The organism is Aminipila sp. (assembly GCF_032051575.1).
Classification (GTDB): Bacteria; Bacillota; Clostridia; order Peptostreptococcales; family Anaerovoracaceae; genus Aminipila.
On sequence record NZ_DAMBYD010000006.1, the window covers coordinates 183,583 to 200,653 of the forward strand.

17 protein-coding genes are annotated in these 17,071 nt (G+C 32.4%); 1 reads left to right on the forward strand and 16 read right to left on the reverse strand.

Annotated elements, in window-relative coordinates:
• Positions 1-62 precede the first annotated feature (62 nt).
• The 3 genes from RTW14_RS09950 to RTW14_RS09960 are packed head-to-tail and all read right to left on the reverse strand — an operon-like array spanning position 63 to position 3,911.
• Complete coding sequence (locus tag RTW14_RS09950) at positions 63-2,030, reverse strand: bifunctional 4-hydroxy-3-methylbut-2-enyl diphosphate reductase/30S ribosomal protein S1 (RefSeq protein WP_312650325.1); 1,968 nt, start codon at positions 2,028-2,030, stop codon at positions 63-65.
• Positions 2,017-3,300: a replication-associated recombination protein A gene (locus RTW14_RS09955; RefSeq protein ID WP_312650327.1), complete on the reverse strand. Its 1,284-nt coding sequence runs from the start codon at positions 3,298-3,300 to the stop codon at positions 2,017-2,019. The genes RTW14_RS09950 and RTW14_RS09955 overlap by 14 nt, the downstream gene beginning before the upstream one ends.
• 26 nt (positions 3,301-3,326) lie before the next feature.
• Entirely contained in the window at positions 3,327-3,911 is a 585-nt protein-coding gene (locus RTW14_RS09960) for an SPOR domain-containing protein (RefSeq protein WP_312650330.1), read from the reverse strand.
• 737 nt (positions 3,912-4,648) lie between these two features.
• On the opposite strand from RTW14_RS09960, the gene RTW14_RS09965 reads away from it, so the two are divergent.
• Complete coding sequence (locus tag RTW14_RS09965) at positions 4,649-4,807, forward strand: zinc-ribbon domain-containing protein (protein ID WP_312650333.1); 159 nt, start codon at positions 4,649-4,651, stop codon at positions 4,805-4,807.
• An 89-nt stretch (positions 4,808-4,896) separates the two neighbouring features.
• Here RTW14_RS09965 and RTW14_RS09970 read toward each other — a convergent pair whose 3' ends face one another.
• The 13 genes from RTW14_RS09970 to RTW14_RS10030 all read right to left on the reverse strand — a co-directional run bounded on the left by RTW14_RS09970 (position 4,897) and on the right by RTW14_RS10030 (position 17,011).
• Entirely contained in the window at positions 4,897-5,352 is a 456-nt protein-coding gene (locus RTW14_RS09970; RefSeq protein ID WP_312650339.1) for a hypothetical protein, read from the reverse strand.
• A gap of 38 nt (positions 5,353-5,390) precedes the next feature.
• Positions 5,391-6,659: an ArsB/NhaD family transporter gene (locus RTW14_RS09975; protein WP_312650343.1), complete on the reverse strand. Its 1,269-nt coding sequence runs from the start codon at positions 6,657-6,659 to the stop codon at positions 5,391-5,393.
• Positions 6,660-6,773: 114 nt separating this feature from the next.
• The gene (locus RTW14_RS09980) at positions 6,774-7,295 is read right to left on the reverse strand and encodes a DUF6382 domain-containing protein (RefSeq protein ID WP_312650346.1); all 522 of its coding nucleotides are present in this window, start codon (positions 7,293-7,295) and stop codon (positions 6,774-6,776) included.
• A complete protein-coding gene (locus RTW14_RS09985; RefSeq protein ID WP_312650349.1) occupies positions 7,295-8,059 on the reverse strand; it encodes a TadE/TadG family type IV pilus assembly protein in 765 nt (254 codons plus the stop codon). Before RTW14_RS09985 ends, RTW14_RS09980 begins: the two co-directional genes overlap by 1 nt.
• Positions 8,043-9,281 (reverse strand): DUF5702 domain-containing protein, encoded by a 1,239-nt coding sequence (locus tag RTW14_RS09990; RefSeq protein ID WP_312650352.1) that lies wholly within the window; start codon positions 9,279-9,281, stop codon positions 8,043-8,045. The genes RTW14_RS09985 and RTW14_RS09990 overlap by 17 nt, the downstream gene beginning before the upstream one ends.
• Positions 9,281-9,694 (reverse strand): hypothetical protein, encoded by a 414-nt coding sequence (locus tag RTW14_RS09995; RefSeq protein WP_312650355.1) that lies wholly within the window; start codon positions 9,692-9,694, stop codon positions 9,281-9,283. The genes RTW14_RS09990 and RTW14_RS09995 overlap by 1 nt, the downstream gene beginning before the upstream one ends.
• Entirely contained in the window at positions 9,695-9,847 is a 153-nt protein-coding gene (locus RTW14_RS10000) for a Flp1 family type IVb pilin (protein ID WP_312650360.1), read from the reverse strand.
• Positions 9,848-9,889: 42 nt separating this feature from the next.
• Entirely contained in the window at positions 9,890-10,996 is a 1,107-nt protein-coding gene (locus RTW14_RS10005) for a hypothetical protein (protein ID WP_312650363.1), read from the reverse strand.
• A complete protein-coding gene (locus tag RTW14_RS10010) occupies positions 10,993-11,760 on the reverse strand; it encodes a type II secretion system F family protein (RefSeq protein WP_312650366.1) in 768 nt (255 codons plus the stop codon). The genes RTW14_RS10005 and RTW14_RS10010 overlap by 4 nt, the downstream gene beginning before the upstream one ends.
• Positions 11,761-12,963 carry a CpaF family protein gene (locus RTW14_RS10015; RefSeq protein WP_312650371.1) on the reverse strand — a complete coding sequence of 401 codons (1,203 nt, stop codon included), beginning with the start codon at positions 12,961-12,963 and terminating at the stop codon, positions 11,761-11,763.
• 95 nt (positions 12,964-13,058) lie between these two features.
• On the reverse strand, positions 13,059-15,359 hold the full coding sequence (locus RTW14_RS10020) for a cation:proton antiporter domain-containing protein (RefSeq protein ID WP_312650374.1): 2,301 nt from the start codon (positions 15,357-15,359) through the stop codon (positions 13,059-13,061).
• Positions 15,360-16,325 (reverse strand): sensor histidine kinase, encoded by a 966-nt coding sequence (locus RTW14_RS10025; protein WP_312650378.1) that lies wholly within the window; start codon positions 16,323-16,325, stop codon positions 15,360-15,362.
• Complete coding sequence (locus RTW14_RS10030; protein WP_312650381.1) at positions 16,322-17,011, reverse strand: response regulator transcription factor; 690 nt, start codon at positions 17,009-17,011, stop codon at positions 16,322-16,324. Before RTW14_RS10030 ends, RTW14_RS10025 begins: the two co-directional genes overlap by 4 nt.
• Positions 17,012-17,071: the final 60 nt, after the last annotated feature.

Here is a 17,071-nt window from a genome sequence, read left to right on the forward strand (position 1 = left end):
TGTTATACAAAAATAGCAGGGCGACATGCACCCCACTAAATTTAACTTTTTAAGAATAAAAACTATTCAGCATCTTCTTCAGTTAACTCTTCAACTTCATCAGTTTCAGGAGCTTCTAAAGTTTCCTTAATGCTTAAGCTAATTCTTTTTCTGTCTTTGTCGATTTCAAGAATCTTTGCTGATACTTCTTGTCCAACTGAAATTTCATCAGCGATGTTTGTAACACGCTTATGTGCAATTTCAGAAATATGTACAAGACCATCAAGACCTGGTTCTAATTCTACGAATGCGCCATATTCCTTAATCTGAACAATTTTACCTGTGATAACCTGTCCAATCTGATATTTATCATCAATGATTGACCATGGTTCAGGCTTAGTCTGCTTTAATCCAAGAGAAATCTTACCCTTTTCATTGTTCATTGATAAAACCTTAACTTCTACCTTCTGACCAATAGAAAGAACTTCCTGTGGATGCTTTAACTTGCCCCATGAAATCTCTGAAATGTGAAGTAATCCATCAATGCCACCGATATCTACGAATGCACCATAGTCAGTGAATCTCATAACAGTACCTTCAACAACATCACCTTCGCTTAGGCTGCCCCAAACTTCATCAATCTTCTTCTGTCTTTCTTCTGATAAGTAAGCCTTATGTGAGAACACAGCCTTACCTTTCTTCTGATCAACGCGAGTAACTCTTACTGGAAGAGTCTTACCGATGAATTCTTCTGCTTTATCAACGAACTTGTCTGATAACTGTGAAAGAGGAATAAATCCGTATACTTCCTTGTAAGCAGCGATAACTCCGCCCTTAACTTCTTTAATAACTTTAGCATTAACAAATGATTTATCTTCAAGAGCACTATTAATTTCATCCCAATGCTCGTTTACTTCTAACTTTTTCTTAGATAGTAGAATGTTTCCGTCGCCGTCGTCAGTCTTTAGTACTTTAGCCTGGATTTCATCGCCTTCTTTAAATAAATCAGTTAGCTTCTGTTCTCCTTCCAGTGTTAATTCGTCCTTTGGTATAATACCGTCCTTCTTGCAGCCAAGATTAACAACAACTTCTCTGTCAGTTACCTGAATAACAGTACCATCTACGATTTCTCCGCCTCTAGGCAGTCTTAATGACTTCTCAATTTCATCCATTAAGTCGTGCATTAAATTTTGTTCATTGTCTTCAGTGATAAATTCACTCATGTTAGCAATAACCTCCTTAATTAAGCGTTCAGGTGTCGATGCACCCGCCGCAACTCCTATTTTATTACATAATTCAATATCTTTCAATGGTAAATCTTCTATATTTTCAATAAAATATGCTTTTTCGCAATATTTTTTTGATAAGTCATACAATTTTTGGGAATTTGAGCTTTGTTTGTCTCCAATTATTATCATAGCATCAACTTCCTGTGCCAGTTTTTTACAGCTTTCCTGTCTTGTATTTGTAGCATTACAGATGGTATTATTTATATATAAACCACATTGTTTTTCTTTAAGCTTAGAAATAATTTCTTCGAAATGATTTTTTTGGATAGTAGTCTGAGCAACAACTAAATATTCTCCATTATCTACCTTTTCTGCTTCCTGCACAGAATTTATTATAAAAGCGCTATTTTCACACCATCCATTTATCCCTTTAACTTCAGGATGTGTATAATCACCTATTATTATGATCTTTTTTTGGTCATTGTATGCATGTTTCACTAAATTATGAATTTTTTTTACAAACGGACAGGTAGCATCAATTAATTTAAACCCCATCTTACCTGATTTTTCATAGAAATCTTTACCCTCACCATGTGATCTTATAATAACTACATCTTCTTCGGAAGCCTCTTCTGGTTTTTGTATAATTTTTACCCCTTTATCTAGTAAATCATCTGTAACAATTTTGTTATGAATTAAAGGGCCACAAGTAAATACCTGCTTGTCCCCCCTATACTTTTCAGCTGTTTCTTGAGTGATTTCAATAGCCCTTTTTACGCCAAAACAAAACCCTGAGTTCTCTGCTAATTTAATCTCTGCCATTTATTTTTCTTACTCCCTCTAAAAACTTTTTAAATGCCGCTTCATTACCATTTTCCGTCGGTTCATAATACCTTACCCCTTCATTGTAAAGGTTGTCTGGTAAATACTGCTGTTTCACATATCCACCATATGCATGTGGATATTTGTATTCTAAACCTATGCCTCTTTTGGATGCTCCAGAATAATGTGCATCCTTTAAATGTAACGGAATATCATCAATTTGTTTTGTTTTAATATCATTCATAGCCTTCTCTAATGCCATATAAGCGGCATTCGATTTAGGGGAAGCAGCTAATGTTACTACTGCTTGGGCTAAATTAATCTGTGCTTCAGGTAATCCTACCATTAATGCCGCCTGAACACATGAATTTACAATCGTTATGGCTGTAGGATATGCCATACCTATATCTTCACTAGCCATAACAAGCAGCCTTCTTCCTACCATTTGAATATCTGCACCACCATTAAGAAGTCTAGCTAGATAATGAACTGCAGCATCTGGGTCACTACCTCTTATAGATTTTTGCAATGCAGACAGAAGATTGTATCTGTCTTCACTTCTGTCATAAAATGTAGTCTTTCTCTGCATGGCCTCACCTACAAGCTCGGTAGTAAGTTCCATATTATTATTTAGGTTATCTACAATGAACCCAAGCGTATCCAATGCAACTCTGGCATCCCCAGAACTTAGCTCTGCTAAAACCCGAAGTGATTCTTCCTCATATTTTATATGAAGATTTCCAAAACCACGTTCCATGTCTTCGAGGGTATAAATTAAAATGTTTATTAAATCCTTAGTTGTGTGTTGTTTAAACTCATATATATTTCTTACCCTGCTTATGATAGCATTATTTATAGAAAAATATGGATTTTCTGTCGTGCTCCCAATAAAGTGTATGACACCTTCTTCAATAGCCTTAAGTAACGAGTCCTGTTGTAATTTATTCCATCTATGTACTTCATCTACATACACATAAGTTGTCTGCTTTTGTATTCCAAAAAATTTCAATTGTGCCTTTTCTATAATGTCTTTTAATTCTTTAACTCCTGTAGTAGAAGCATTTAACTCATAAAATTCCCCATCCATTTCCTTGGCAATAATTCTAGCCAGCGTAGTTTTACCTGTTCCTGAAGGTCCATAAAAAATCGCAGAGTCAAAAGTTTTATTCTTTATTGAATTATAAAATAAAGAGCCCTTATACATAAAATGACTCTGGCCTATAAAATGATCAATGTTATCTGGTCGCATTCTTGTTGAAAGAGGAATCATATAAATTTTACCTTTCTTTATCAATCTTATCTTTGTGTAATAAAGGCATCTGAATACTTAGTTCCTACTAAAGAATTCATAGTTGCTACTGCCTGCTCTTTTTGTTCAAACAACTGACTTATGACCTTATATGCTCCATCTTTTTCGACAATTTGAGCAGTAATCCCACTTGATTTTAATTCAGAAATAAGACTTTCCGCACTTATTTTAGTAGAAAAGCTGCCAAATTGTATGCAATACCCATTTTGAGTAGTTGCTGCCGGAGTCTGACCTGTTGGTGTAATATTTAACTGATCCTCTACAATATTCGAATCAGAATCTGGAACATTTTGTTTAATCCCTTGATCAGTTGTATTTTGTTCATTATTTTCATTATTCTTATTTGGATTGTCCTCATCTGAAAAAAAGCTTAAAAACTTTTCAATTTTAAAACCTTCGCCATTCGTGCTATCTGAAGTACCTCCTGAATTAAATAATGGATAGATTATAAATTTTGCAGCTCCATATCCAAGTAATACTGCAATACTCATTATAACAATAATTGCAGTAAAATTCACCTTTGTTTTTTGACGATAATTACTTCTTCGTCTTTTTCTTCTAATTGGTCCCATATTTCATTTATCCTCCCTACTCCCCTACTAGGAATATCATGCTAGTTAATTGTATGTTTTTAAATAAAAAAAATACCCAACTCCTTTAATAAATAGAATTGAGCATTTATAATTTTTGATTGTTCTTAAGACCTAGATTTGCAGCGCTTTTTCGGCTTGCAGTGGCTATTATTTATTTTTTTAATAAGAAAATATGTCAATGTCATGTCAATTGCATAAAGTACCCCATAAATTGCTGTTACAAATTTTGCATGTTTTTTATAATTCCAATCAGCAAAAAAAATCTTCATAGCTCCTACCTTTCTGTTCCTTAATTCGTAATATTATTTACATCGAAGAATATGTTTATTCCTTAAATTATTATTATGTTAATTTAACTAATATAATATGCCTTAATTTTCAAAATATCAACTTGTTTGCATATTAAATTAACATTAATGAACATTTATTTTACTGTACAAGCTGATATTTTAAGTCGTCTACCTTTTTCATATTAATTAATTTGTTGTAATTTTTAATTAATATCGAAATAATTGTAGACATTTTTATGATTCCCCTATATAATAAAGTTAAAGAATATTTAAAATAACTTTGGCTCGATCTGAACGTGGAAACTTCTCTACCCGGAAACTAATGTCCCTAGCATCTGAAAAGAAAGACTTCTAAATCTGAATCGTCTCCCATTTCGATATTTTAAATATTTAAGTAATTTTTTTAAATATGGAGGAATTAAGATTATGGAAGACAGAACACTTATTTGTCAGGATTGTGGAAATGAATTTATATTCACTGTTGGAGAACAGGAATTTTACAAGGAAAAGGGTTTTGACAATGAACCAAAGAGATGTAAGGAATGCAGGGACAAGAAAAAGCAGGAAAGACGTAGAGATAGATAATATTAAAACGATCTTACATTAAAATAAGCCGAGATAACTCGGCTTTTTTTATTGGGCATTTATATTAAAAAATCTGTTTTTAACTGAAATTATAGTTTTTTTACTTCTTTATGAATCTCATCAATTGTACTAATTAATGTATCAATTTTGTCATTAAGTATCATTAAATCTGTTCCATCTACATTATGATTTAGAAAGAGTTCTTCCATTCGATCGGTAAGAGTACTTACTGTTTTAGTTACATGAAGAAAGGCTTGGAAATTACTACTTAATGTTGCATTGCGAAATTTATTTACATCTTTTGTTATGTATGCTACAATTTCTTGCTCATCAGCAAACTTTCCTTGAGAAATAGGATATGGTTTAATACGTTGTAAATAATACTTTTCTTTGTGAGTAATATTATAAATATAAGAAATAGTTAAGTCCTCGATTAAATCAAATTCTACTAGGTACATAGCGCTGCTGGCCTCTATTATTTTTGAAGCCCCCGCCTGCCTTAAGTTAACTTCTATTAAGTCCCCTTCTATTGCATTACTGTTCATTCTTCCACTTCCTTTCTGGAATTAACAGAGAAACTATTTTATGCGAAACGCACTACTAAATAAATGGTAGAAAGCAACATAGAAAGAATCATCATTGGGTATCCTACTTTAAGGTATTGAGCAAAAGTAATTGGATATCCATGTTTGTTACTAATACCTGAAAGTACTACATTTGCAGAAGCGCCGATTAACGTGCCATTACCGCCCAGACAAGCTCCTAGTGAAATTGCCCACCAAAAAGGCATAACATTAAGCCCACTTTGCTCCATAGTAAGAATCAACGGAATCATGGTAGCAACAAATGGAATGTTATCTAAAATTGACGAAAGTATAGCAGAAACCCAGAGAATTAGTAACATAGTCAAAACCATATGTCCTTCTGTTGCATTCATAAGAAGCTGGGCTAATGTATCAATAACGCCTACTTTTACCATACCACCTACAACTACGAATAGCCCCGTAAAAAACACAATCGTAGGCCATTCTACACCCGCAATAATCTCATCAACATCTTGTTTTCCAATAAGCAGCATAATACTAGCTGCAGTTAAAGCAATAATGCAAGATTCAACCTGCAGTGTGCTATGCAAAACAAATCCAACAGCAACCAAAATTATTAATGTAATACTTTTTCTCATTAACGATAAATCTTTTATTGCTTTTTGCTCATCCAGCTTCATTACATCCTTTATTGCAGATTTATCAAAAATAAAATGCTTTCCGTAAATTATGTAAAAGCAACAAATTGTTGCTGCTAAGACGATAACAATAATTGGACCAAGATTTACAATAAAGTCCATAAAACTTAGATTTGCAGCGCTACCAATCATAATATTAGGAGGATCACCGATTAATGTTGCAGTACCACCAATGTTGGAAGATAGAATCTGGGTCATTAAAAATGGAACCGGGTTAATCTTAAGTATCCTAGTAATGGCAAGAGTCATTGGCCCAACCAGAAGTACGGTGGTTACATTATCCAGGAAAGCTGATAGTACAGCTGTTAGAATCATGAAATACGCCATTATTTTCCATGGATTTCCTTTTGCAAGTTTTGCTGACTTAATAGCAATATATTCAAAAATACCTGAATTCTTTACCACGGCTACAAAAAGCATCATGCCTATTAGGACGCCGATGGTATTGAAGTCGATGTATGAAATACAATCATCAATGCTCAGTACTTTTAAAAGTACAAGTAATACTGCACCAGTTACAGCCGCCACTGCACGATGCACTTTTTCTGACATGATAGCAACGATTACCACAATAAATATGGTAACAGCTATAAGTTGTTGTGAAATCATTTTTTATTACCCCCTTATAAGCTATTATTCATTTGATTAACCTCTATACTCTATAATAGACTTCTAATTTAGTAAATTCAATATTGCGATACAAATTATCAGAACTTTAAGGTCTTATCCCCAGCCACATAAATAAGCTTCTCTTTTTAATTCTCCTAAATAATTTATTAATGATTCCATAGATAAATTCACATTATTTAATTTTTCTATTACCATATTTATGTAATCACAGCAACTCACATCTTCAAAAGACAATTCTTTTAAAAAGATAATTATTTTTTCAGAAAAAATTGACGTGTTTTGTTTCTCTCTTATAGGTATAAATTGAATTTTTATATTTGACATGTTTTGATCCACATATATATACTCTTGCTTCAAGGAATATCTTGATTGTATAATAAAATGATTTTGAGCAGCTTTCATAGCTAATACTAATTTTTCTACAATATTAAGGATTTCGCAAGGATTTTTTAACTGTTCTAAATTCAACTGTCTATAACCTTCTGTATAATACGTGACGCACATTTTTTCTTGTATTTTTACAAATGACATAGGAATAAAGCTGTGGCAATCTCCTGTTGCAAATATTTTCACTTCAAAATCCTTAATTTCATTATTTTCATAAAAATTTTCCATCATATTCCCCCACACTTTAAACAGGGCATATATCCTCGTTTTATGGCTTCACTTTTTTCTATTTCAATAACATATCTATCTACAGTGGAACAATTAGGCCTATGATACGATTTTCCATTGTTAAAGAAACAATATACTATACTTCCAGTTCTAATATTGTTTGAATTACAAATACTACAAGGCTTATATTTTTTCTTTATATTTTTACTTAATATCGCCTGCGTAGCTGCAACTTTTATATAGGGGCAATCCTTTTTATGATATTTTTCTCCTGCCCTAGGAAAAATCCAAACCTGCTCTGACTCTTCCATTTCCTCCATTGTAGAAAATCCCTTTGTTTTCCTATATTTATTACTTCCTAAAAAAGCTCGCGTTGTAATAGTTTCTTTTCCCAGTATGGGCTCGTAAAATGAAATCGGGAACTTACAATCCAATTTATAATCAATATCAAAGGATATTAACTTGTCTATGTTAAGGTTTGAATACAAGTATCTAAAATTGCTTGTATTTACATCTGTACAGTTTGAATTTTGCTCTACCCTCTCATCAAGTTTTGTTGTGAACTTAAACGCCGCAATTCTTCCAACTGAAGTATAGGATTCAATACTTAACTTTCTTCCTTCATCAGCTGCTATACTCATGACCGTTTCATTAGTACTGTTTATTTTTATTAAATAGGAAATAGTTAAAATACCTAATATAACCAAAGGCAGAACAATTGCTGCTTCCACGCCTATACTGCCCCTTTTAGTAATTTTCAACATAGCAGTACTCCTGTCCATTAATTTTAGTATAAAATTTAAAGCCAATATAACAATCTTTTATGTAAAAGCCTTCATCAAAACCTCCTTGAATATTTATTTGTATTAAATCCATCATTCTCATTAATTTTAATTCTCTATCCTCAAAATAAAAAAATATACGAAGATAATCTTTATACGTATAGCCTTCATTACTTGCAGGCTTAACATATCCACCTTTATTTGTCCCCTTTATGGCCGAATCAAGATCTAATGCCCAATTCTGCTTATTTTTATATAGAGCTACTTTTTCTCCTGCCAAGAGTAATTTTACATCATTTAACGATTCAGCATATGCCCATGTTTCTGCTAAGGCTATAGCAGTTATTGGTGCTTGTGGACCTGGAGTCATAAGTTCAGCCATTTCTAAAATTTGATTTCTTTTCTCAAAGTCTGCATACAAATGCGCAGAATTTAAAATAAGCCTCATAGCTTTAAAATCTTTTATGAAATTATCTTGATTTTCACTGTCACTTAACTTTCCATACAATATATACTCCAGTTCATTTCGAAAAAATGTTTCAGTAGAGCTCTCCAGCCCTAATTGGTAATTAAAGTTATTTAAAATATATTCATTAACTATAAGGTTCTTTGTATTTTGAGATGAAAGTTCTTTCCATGATGGAACACCATTCGATAAAATACTGCTTATATTAAAGCCTTCATCTTCTAACTCTTTTGAGGGCAGAGCATTTATAATTCTTTCGTTCATAAGTTGGCCTTTACCCTCATATACCTGCCCCCCTTTTTCTTGTTGTTTTAGCCTAGGATGCTTCATATAATCTATAATGTCATTTTCAAAATTATCCACATCTGTTAATGAATACAAACTCAGATCACAATTTATACTATTTAATCTTGGCTTTATGAGCGTAAGAATATTTTGTGCCTTTTTTCTATTAAAGCTACTGTTTACATAAAACTGTAATTTTTCATTCGTCTCCTGATTATAACTTTTAAAAGCCATAATTCCATATTTCTCTTTTAATGCTATATGATATTCTGACAAAATTGATCTTCCTGCCAACTGTAAAACACAATCACAATAAGAGTAATTTGAAACTTTTGTAGAAGCATTTACTAAAACTACTACAATCATCATCAAACACACAAATATCATAGAAAGCATTACCGAAATGTTTCCTTTCTTATTAGTTTTGACACTATAAGGCAATATTTTCTTCACTAAAGCACCATATCAACCCTTCGTATATATTCTTTTTCATCAATTAAATACACTGTGCTCTGATGCTTCCTTAAAAATTTATCTGACATCAGGCTATTACCTCTATAAACATGTGCTGCGGTGCCATATAAACTATTTATTTCTACATTTTTCTCTTCTGTTATATAGATTTTTTTATTAAATGCCCCTTTTCCATATTTATCTTCTGGCATAAATTTACCCAAATCCGTAATTTTTTCACCTGTTTGGGTCATCTCAAGCACTCTATCTCTTAGCTCTATGTTAATATTAGCCTTAATTGCATTACCAGTATACATACAAATTATTATGTAAATTACAGCCATTATTGCACCAATAGCTAATGGATATATAATGGCTGCTTCAACCATTAGTGACCCCTTCTTGTTTAACATTTAAAAACCACTATTCATCAGATTAGAAAAGGTTCCATTTATAAAATCTGTAATCTGTGATTTAAAGATAAGCCCTATTCCTATAGCAATGGCTATAAGAATACCTACTTGTACCATTTCCATTCCTTTTTTGTTGTTTAGGTTTAATTTCATTTCTTCTTCCTCCTTTTGTATAAAATTTTCTAATTACTTATCCTACATTTCAATCATAGCAGGTGCCAAGGTTATAATAATTAAAACTAAAAGCTGTAATGCTAATGGCATAGTCAGCTTTGTTTCAGCTATACGTCCCTTTTCCTCTGCACGTTTTTTTCTTTGAAACCATAAAAAACTACTCTCGCCTTGAAGAATATTTACTAATTCAGTTCCTTTATGTATATTATCTGATATAACACTACTGATCCGCATAAACTCTCTGTTTTTACTTCTCTCTGCTAATCTTTTCAATTCTTCTACCATTGATGCATTTGTCTCAGCTACTTTAATATTTATCTCCGTAAGCTGACTATAAAAATAGGACTTATCCATGTATGCACGATAATTGTAATCCTTTACTATTTTTTCAAAAGCAGCTGATAAAACTAATCCTGCATTCATTAGAAGTACTATCTTATTTATAAAATCTGGTAATTCTTCTTCAATCGATTCATTGCAACTTTTCTTAAGTTTCATAATTTGATTATATCTTTTAATGTAAGTACCGAATAATAAAACACCACATGCAAAGGCAATTAATAGCATAGGGTGATTTTTGTCTTTGTTCCATGACACATTACCCATTCCTTCTATATGCTCTGGTAAATATACTCTTTTTAGATCATCACTTTTATTTATACTATAAACAAGCAGATTAAGTTTACCATAAACCTGCTCTTTCAGATTTACTGATTTCTCCTTAACATCTTCTTTATTACTATTCGCTCCTTCAGGTTTTATATTTAATGTAATTGGTTTTTTTATAGTATCCCCTTCCACATCTCCTGATACAATTAGCTTTGCATTTATATCTCCCTGATCATAAGTAGGTCTTTCAATATATTTATGTCCAGCTTGATCAATAGAAAAAGGGATTTGATTATTAAGCATATTTGCAGATGTAACTAATAAAACTGTAAAAAGAAGTATGATTATAATGACAATATATCTTTTAAAATTTTGAAGTTTCATAGCATATGTCAGATTGCTATTTTTATTATTTCCATAAAGGCCATATAGTTCTTTTTCATACTTTTTAGTTTCCCCTGTAAGCAAATCGGGCATTTTATTCATAAGGTGAGTTAAAAATTCATCTATTAAGTTCACACTTTCACCTCAACCATTCTGTTCATAATATAATAAGATATGATTATAATCACAAGGGCGCTAGTCATTATAATGCGTCCACAAAATGTATAATACAAACTATCTAAATATCCAGGAGATACTAAATTTAAAAAAACAATTATAATTACAGGCATAGAACTAATTATTTTAGCTTCCGCCTTCTTCTGGGCAGTAATCGATTTAATTTCTCTGTCTATAGCCATTTTATCCATTATCACTTCAGTTGCCTTTGAAATCATTGCCCCTAAATTTGCTCCGGTTGTTCTGCAGATAGAATACACATCTGCAAAATTAATGATTTCTTCAATTCCACTTCTATAAGCAAAATCCTTTAATAGCATCTCATCTGTTGCCCTACTATCCTTAATGCTTTTGGTTATGTATTGTAACTCCAGCATTATGGGTTCCTCTCCTCCATACATTAAAGCTAAATTTTTGTTTCCTTCTATTAGGGCCTCTGACATTTGTCTTCCGGCAGAAATTGAGGCGGATAAAGAATAAAGTAAATCGCGGAATTGTTGCTTTAAAATTTCTTTCTGTTGTTTTATCTTAAATTTAATATAGGTCCTCTTGAATGGCAAAGCCAGAGAGGCCATAAAAGTTGCAATAAATAAATTAAAATAAAAAATATATCCAATCAGAAATAAACTGGTACAAGTAATCATATAGTAATTTCTAGCTTGTACACCTTGCAGCTTATAGTTGTCATAATCAATGATGTTGTCTACTATATTGTTATCCATTTATCTAACTCCCCTTAATAACAATTTATCCTTATTTATCAATTCATTTTGGATTTTTACTAATCCGTTTTTTACTTCATACTTAAACAAACTATTAATCATATACTTATTCTGTTCATAGCCATATATTTCAGCAATCTCAAGTACACGTCTAGATTTATCTGGCATTCTGCCTAAATGAACCATTATATCAATGCCTTCTGCTATTTGATTCCGTATTGCATCTGTTGGGAAATTTGCTGCCTGCAGTACCATGGTTTCTAATCGTTTCAACATTCCTGATATAGAATTCCCATGTCCCGTAGATAATGATCCATCGTGTCCCGTATTAAAAGCCTGAAGCATATCCAGTACCTCCTTCCCTCTTACCTCTCCAACAATAATTCTATTTGGCCGCATTCGAAGACTAGTCTTAATTAATTGTTGCATATCAACAAGGCCCTTGCCTTGAACATTTGCATTTCTGCATTCCAGCCTCACTATGTTTTCAATTCCATGCAGCTGAAGTTCTGCAGAATCTTCTATAACAATAATTCGTTCTTCCTTAGGTATATAGTTTGATAAAACGTTCAATAAGCTGGTTTTACCACTACCCGTACCTCCACTGATAAATATATTTTCTCCTGCAATTACCATTCTGTTTAAGAAATCTGCTGCTTCTTCTGTTATAGTTCCAAATTGTATTAAATCTTCCATTGAAAAAGCCTTTTCAGGAAACTTTCTAATCGTTAGAATCGGTCCATTTAATGCTACATTCTTATAAACCGCATTTATCCTTGAACCATCTGGCAATCGGGCATCCACTATAGGATTTAGTTCGTTTATTTCACGATGTACTCTGCCTGCAATTCTTCTTATCAATTCTTCCAGTTCTTCTGTTGTAGTAAATTGTTCATTTACTCTTTCAATCGTCCCAGACCGTTCAATAAATATATTATCTTTGCCATTTACCATGATCTCTGTAATGTCTTTATCCTTACTAAATGGATGCAATATCCCTAAATCTTTTCTTATGGAATAATATACTTGATAAACTAATCTTGCTTTGACCTTGAAATTATACATTTCTAATCTTGAATCCGATAGAATATAACTTTCAATTATTTTAAAAATTTGTTGCTCATCATTACCATAATCGCTATGCCCTATAATCTTTCTCATATCTTCCATAATGTCCATAATTATATCTTTATTAATATACATATTTAACCTTTTTTTACTTTTATTTCCTTTCAACTATATAATAAAACAGCTGTAAATAATTTACAACTGTTTTGTATCGACATTATTCGACTTGCTTAATTAAGTACACCTTTTCTAAAGAATTTATCCAACGTTCTCTGGGCTCCTAATACCCATAAAACATCTCCCTCTTGAATTTGTGTATTTTTATTTGGGCTTATTAATGATAGTGCATCTCTATCTATACCTATAACAAAGCCATTATATTTTTCTTTCACATTTGACATTTGAATGGTTTTATTGCAGAATTCACACTGATTCGTTACATTAACTGCCATACAAAGCAAATGATTTTCTCTGTCTGTGGAAGTGAAAACCTGCCTATAGGTATAATCCCGTAATGTAAATTTAGCTTTTCGTTTATTCGTAACAGCAGTGGTTTGAATGGCCATTTCATAGGAATCAAGATTATGCCGTTTACCCATGACTACAATGATATCTCCTTCTTCTATGCCTGTTCCTATATCTGGAATATTTATATGTTTGCCTTTCCTTATGATCTTTATAATTTGTACTCCTAGTTTACGTCTGGCGAAAAAGCTTCTTTCAGGTTTTTCTATCAATATTTCATTAATTTCATATTCTTCTACTAATAAAGTTTCATCAAGCCACCTATACTCCTCGGTAATGCCCCTCTCTTTTTTCTTCTTTTCTAATATACGTTCATTAAAATTTGCTATAAACCTTGTTTCAATTTTAATGGAATTGCTAGCCATAAAATCAGATTTTATACTAAAAAATACAATAATCAAAGCTATTATCCAAAGAATCCATATAGGAATCTCTGTAATAGAACTAATAGTAAGCATAACAAAGAATACACAAACAAGGACCCTTACACTTCGAAAAACTAACAGTGGAAGCCTATTGGTTTTACTTTTAAGCCAAAGTTTCGTGTAAATTGTATTTCTCTTATACGACATCAAATTTATTACTGGTGTCATTAAAATTACTGTTAGACCACCTGTAATCCATCTTGCTACGGTAGATTCCATTCCATATGACCATAAGGCAGGTAATAAAACCTGTGTCTCTACTATATACATACAAAACAAAATAGCTGTAGTAATCGCTGTTCTTGGTAAGTATTTACTTAAAAATTCCTTCCAGTCAGGATCCTTTTCATTTTCATTCTGCTTTTCCGAAGTATATTGTTTTATAGTCTTTAATGTTCTTTTTGGTAATATCCTGCTTATTTTTAGATAAGCGGTATCTATTTTCTTTATAAACATGGGGGTTGTAAAGGTTGTTATCACAGATACAGATACTACTATTGGATATAAGAAATGACTTGTTACCCCCAAAGAGTTTCCTAAAGAAGCAATAATAAATGAAAATTCACCGATTTGAACCATACTCATTCCCGCGCCAACCGCTGTACGAAGTGATTGGCCAGACAAGAGTACACCAATACTTGAGAAAACCATTTGCCCAATGATAGTAACCAATGTAAGGATTAAAATAGGTCCTGCATATTTAATAATTAACTCTGGATTTACAAGCATTCCCACTGACACAAAAAATATTGCACCAAATAAATCTTTTATGGGTTTTACAAGATCCTCAATTCGTTCCGCCTTAACAGTACCAGCAAGTATAGATCCAGCCAGAAATGCGCCTAAAGCAGAAGAAAATCCCATGTAATTTGCAATCACTACCATAGCAAGACAAAGCCCCAAGGACACAATAAGCAAAGTTTCATCATTTAAATATTTATCCGCCTTCTTTAAAGCCGTAGGTATCAGATATATGCCTAAAAGCAGCCATAAAATTAAATACAGCATCATCATACCTATTTCACTGAATAATTCAATTCCTGATACATCCTTGCTTACAGAAATAGTGGAAAGCACAATCATCATAAATATAGCTACCACATCTTCAATGATTAATGTTCCCAATACTAATTGTGCATATTTTTTAGTTTTTAATTTTAGTTCTTCATAAGCCTTTAATATAATCATGGTAGAAGACATAGATAACATACCACCTAAAAAAATACTATCCATCCGGTCCCATCCCATAGCTGATCCTGCACCATATCCAATAAATACCATTGATGTTATAACTGTAGCAGCCGTTACAATAGCACTGCCACCTATATTCGCTATTTTATGAAAGCTAAATTCAAGTCCCAAGGCAAACATGATAAAAATAACCCCAAGTTCAGCCCAAAGGTTTATATTTTCAACATCCATAATAGTTGGAAATATAGAAAAGTTCGCACTAGTTAAAAAACCCGCCAAAATATATCCTAAGACTAATGGTTGTTTTATTTTTTTGAAAATAATAGTGGTTGCACTTGCTACTGCAAGTATTAACGCTAAATCACGTATTAATATATCAAGATGACCCATCTAATCCTCTTTTCTATTAAATATAACTGTAAATGTAGTTCCTTCCCCTAACGTACTTTTTACACTAACTTCTGCATTAAATAAAAAAGCGATATGCTTAACAATAGAAAGTCCTAATCCCGTTCCACCGCCTTTTTTAGTTCTTGACTTATCTACTCTGTAAAATCGCTCAAACAATCGGTCAAAATGTTCTTCAGATATTCCGATTCCATTATCAGTAACTTCAATATACACCTTATCATTGTCCATAAAAGATGAAACCAGTATCTTTCCCTTTTGATCTTCTTTGGAATACTTTATAGCATTTTCAATTAAGTTCATCATCATTTGTATAAAACGGTCAACATTTCCTTCGATAAAACATTGATTTGCCAGTTTGGTTTCAATTTTAATATTTTTACTGTTTGCAAGGGGTTCCATTGTAGAAATCATTTTAATCAGACTGTCCTTTGTATCAATCTTTGCAATGTCCAAAGGCGCCCTTTTATTTTCGATGTCTGAAAGAACCAGCACATCTTCAATTAACCGCTCTAATCTAGAAGTTTCAATGGCAATAATGTCAATAAATTTATTTCTTATTTCAGGGTTTTCAGCAGCACCATCCTGTAATGTCTCAATAAATCCAGAAATGGAAGTGAGTGGAGTTTTTAACTCGTGTGTTACATTAGCCACAAATTCACTTCTTATCTGCTCTGCTTTCTTATTCTCTTCTGTTGTTTTAACCATCTGTTCTTGAAGCTTATGCACTGGCTTCATTATTTGGTTATACATAAATAGCGAAAAAATTCCGGAACACAGCACACATATAACCATAGTGATGCCAAAATATTTGTTATTTAGCATAAACGAGAAAGCACTGTCATGTGTATTTGATTCTATAGAAACAAAGTAAGCCATAACAAATAAAAGTAAAACAACATTACATGCTGTGATCCCTACTGAAGCCATTAAAAATCTCTTTTTCATCTCATTTTGTAGCCCTTCCCGCGTATTGTCTGTATATATTTATCCTCATTGTCATCTTGCCCCAGTTTTTTTCTCAAATATCGGATATGTACATCTACAGTTCTTGTCTCACCTACAAAATCAATTCCCCAAACTTTATCCAAAAGCTGATCTCTTGAAAAAACGTGTCCCCTATTTTCTGTTAAAAAACATAATAGTTCAAATTCTTTCAGTGTAAGCTCCACCTGTTTCCCTGCTACCATAACCTCATGCCTGTCTGTATTTATTTCTATGTCGTCTATACTAATAACATAGTCATCTATACTATCAGAAGAATTGTTCTCCTCATATCTTCTTAAAACAGCCTTTATTCTAGCCATTAGCTCACGTACACTAAAAGGTTTTGTGATATAGTCATCTGCACCAAATTCCAGACCCAATATTTTATCTACCTCATCACTTTTGGCCGTAAGCATTATAATAGGAGTTTTATTTCCTTCCTCCCTCAATTCTCTGCATATTTCATGTCCATTCTTACCGGGCAGCATTAAGTCTAAAAGAATTAAATCCGGCTTTTGTTTGTGTACTAAAGTAATACCCAGCAAACCGTCCTCAGCGCTTATATAATCATAACCGTTATTTTTTAAGTTATAACCAACTAATTCTATAATATTGGGTTCATCCTCAATTATTAATATCTTTTTCATTATTTCCCTTCAATTCTGTATCGCTAATCTCTGATACTATTTAAGCTGATACGCTATGGA

Excerpts from the sequence above, each read along its gene's own strand:
- RTW14_RS09950 (WP_312650325.1), bottom strand. The coding sequence starts at position 2,030 with ATGGCAGAGATTAAATTAGCAGAGAACTCAGGGTTTTGTTTTGGCGTA.
- RTW14_RS09955 (WP_312650327.1), bottom strand. The coding sequence starts at position 3,300 with ATGATTCCTCTTTCAACAAGAATGCGACCAGATAACATTGATCATTTT.
- RTW14_RS09960 (WP_312650330.1), bottom strand. The coding sequence starts at position 3,911 with ATGGGACCAATTAGAAGAAAAAGACGAAGAAGTAATTATCGTCAAAAA.
- RTW14_RS09965 (WP_312650333.1), top strand. The coding sequence starts at position 4,649 with ATGGAAGACAGAACACTTATTTGTCAGGATTGTGGAAATGAATTTATA.
- RTW14_RS09970 (WP_312650339.1), bottom strand. The coding sequence starts at position 5,352 with ATGAACAGTAATGCAATAGAAGGGGACTTAATAGAAGTTAACTTAAGG.
- RTW14_RS09975 (WP_312650343.1), bottom strand. The coding sequence starts at position 6,659 with ATGATTTCACAACAACTTATAGCTGTTACCATATTTATTGTGGTAATC.
- RTW14_RS09980 (WP_312650346.1), bottom strand. The coding sequence starts at position 7,295 with ATGGAAAATTTTTATGAAAATAATGAAATTAAGGATTTTGAAGTGAAA.
- RTW14_RS09985 (WP_312650349.1), bottom strand. The coding sequence starts at position 8,059 with ATGTTGAAAATTACTAAAAGGGGCAGTATAGGCGTGGAAGCAGCAATT.
- RTW14_RS09995 (WP_312650355.1), bottom strand. The coding sequence starts at position 9,694 with ATGTTAAACAAGAAGGGGTCACTAATGGTTGAAGCAGCCATTATATAT.
- RTW14_RS10000 (WP_312650360.1), bottom strand. The coding sequence starts at position 9,847 with ATGAAATTAAACCTAAACAACAAAAAAGGAATGGAAATGGTACAAGTA.
- RTW14_RS10010 (WP_312650366.1), bottom strand. The coding sequence starts at position 11,760 with ATGGATAACAATATAGTAGACAACATCATTGATTATGACAACTATAAG.
- RTW14_RS10015 (WP_312650371.1), bottom strand. The coding sequence starts at position 12,963 with ATGTATATTAATAAAGATATAATTATGGACATTATGGAAGATATGAGA.
- RTW14_RS10020 (WP_312650374.1), bottom strand. The coding sequence starts at position 15,359 with ATGGGTCATCTTGATATATTAATACGTGATTTAGCGTTAATACTTGCA.
- RTW14_RS10025 (WP_312650378.1), bottom strand. The coding sequence starts at position 16,325 with ATGAAAAAGAGATTTTTAATGGCTTCAGTAGGGATCACAGCATGTAAT.
- RTW14_RS10030 (WP_312650381.1), bottom strand. The coding sequence starts at position 17,011 with ATGAAAAAGATATTAATAATTGAGGATGAACCCAATATTATAGAATTA.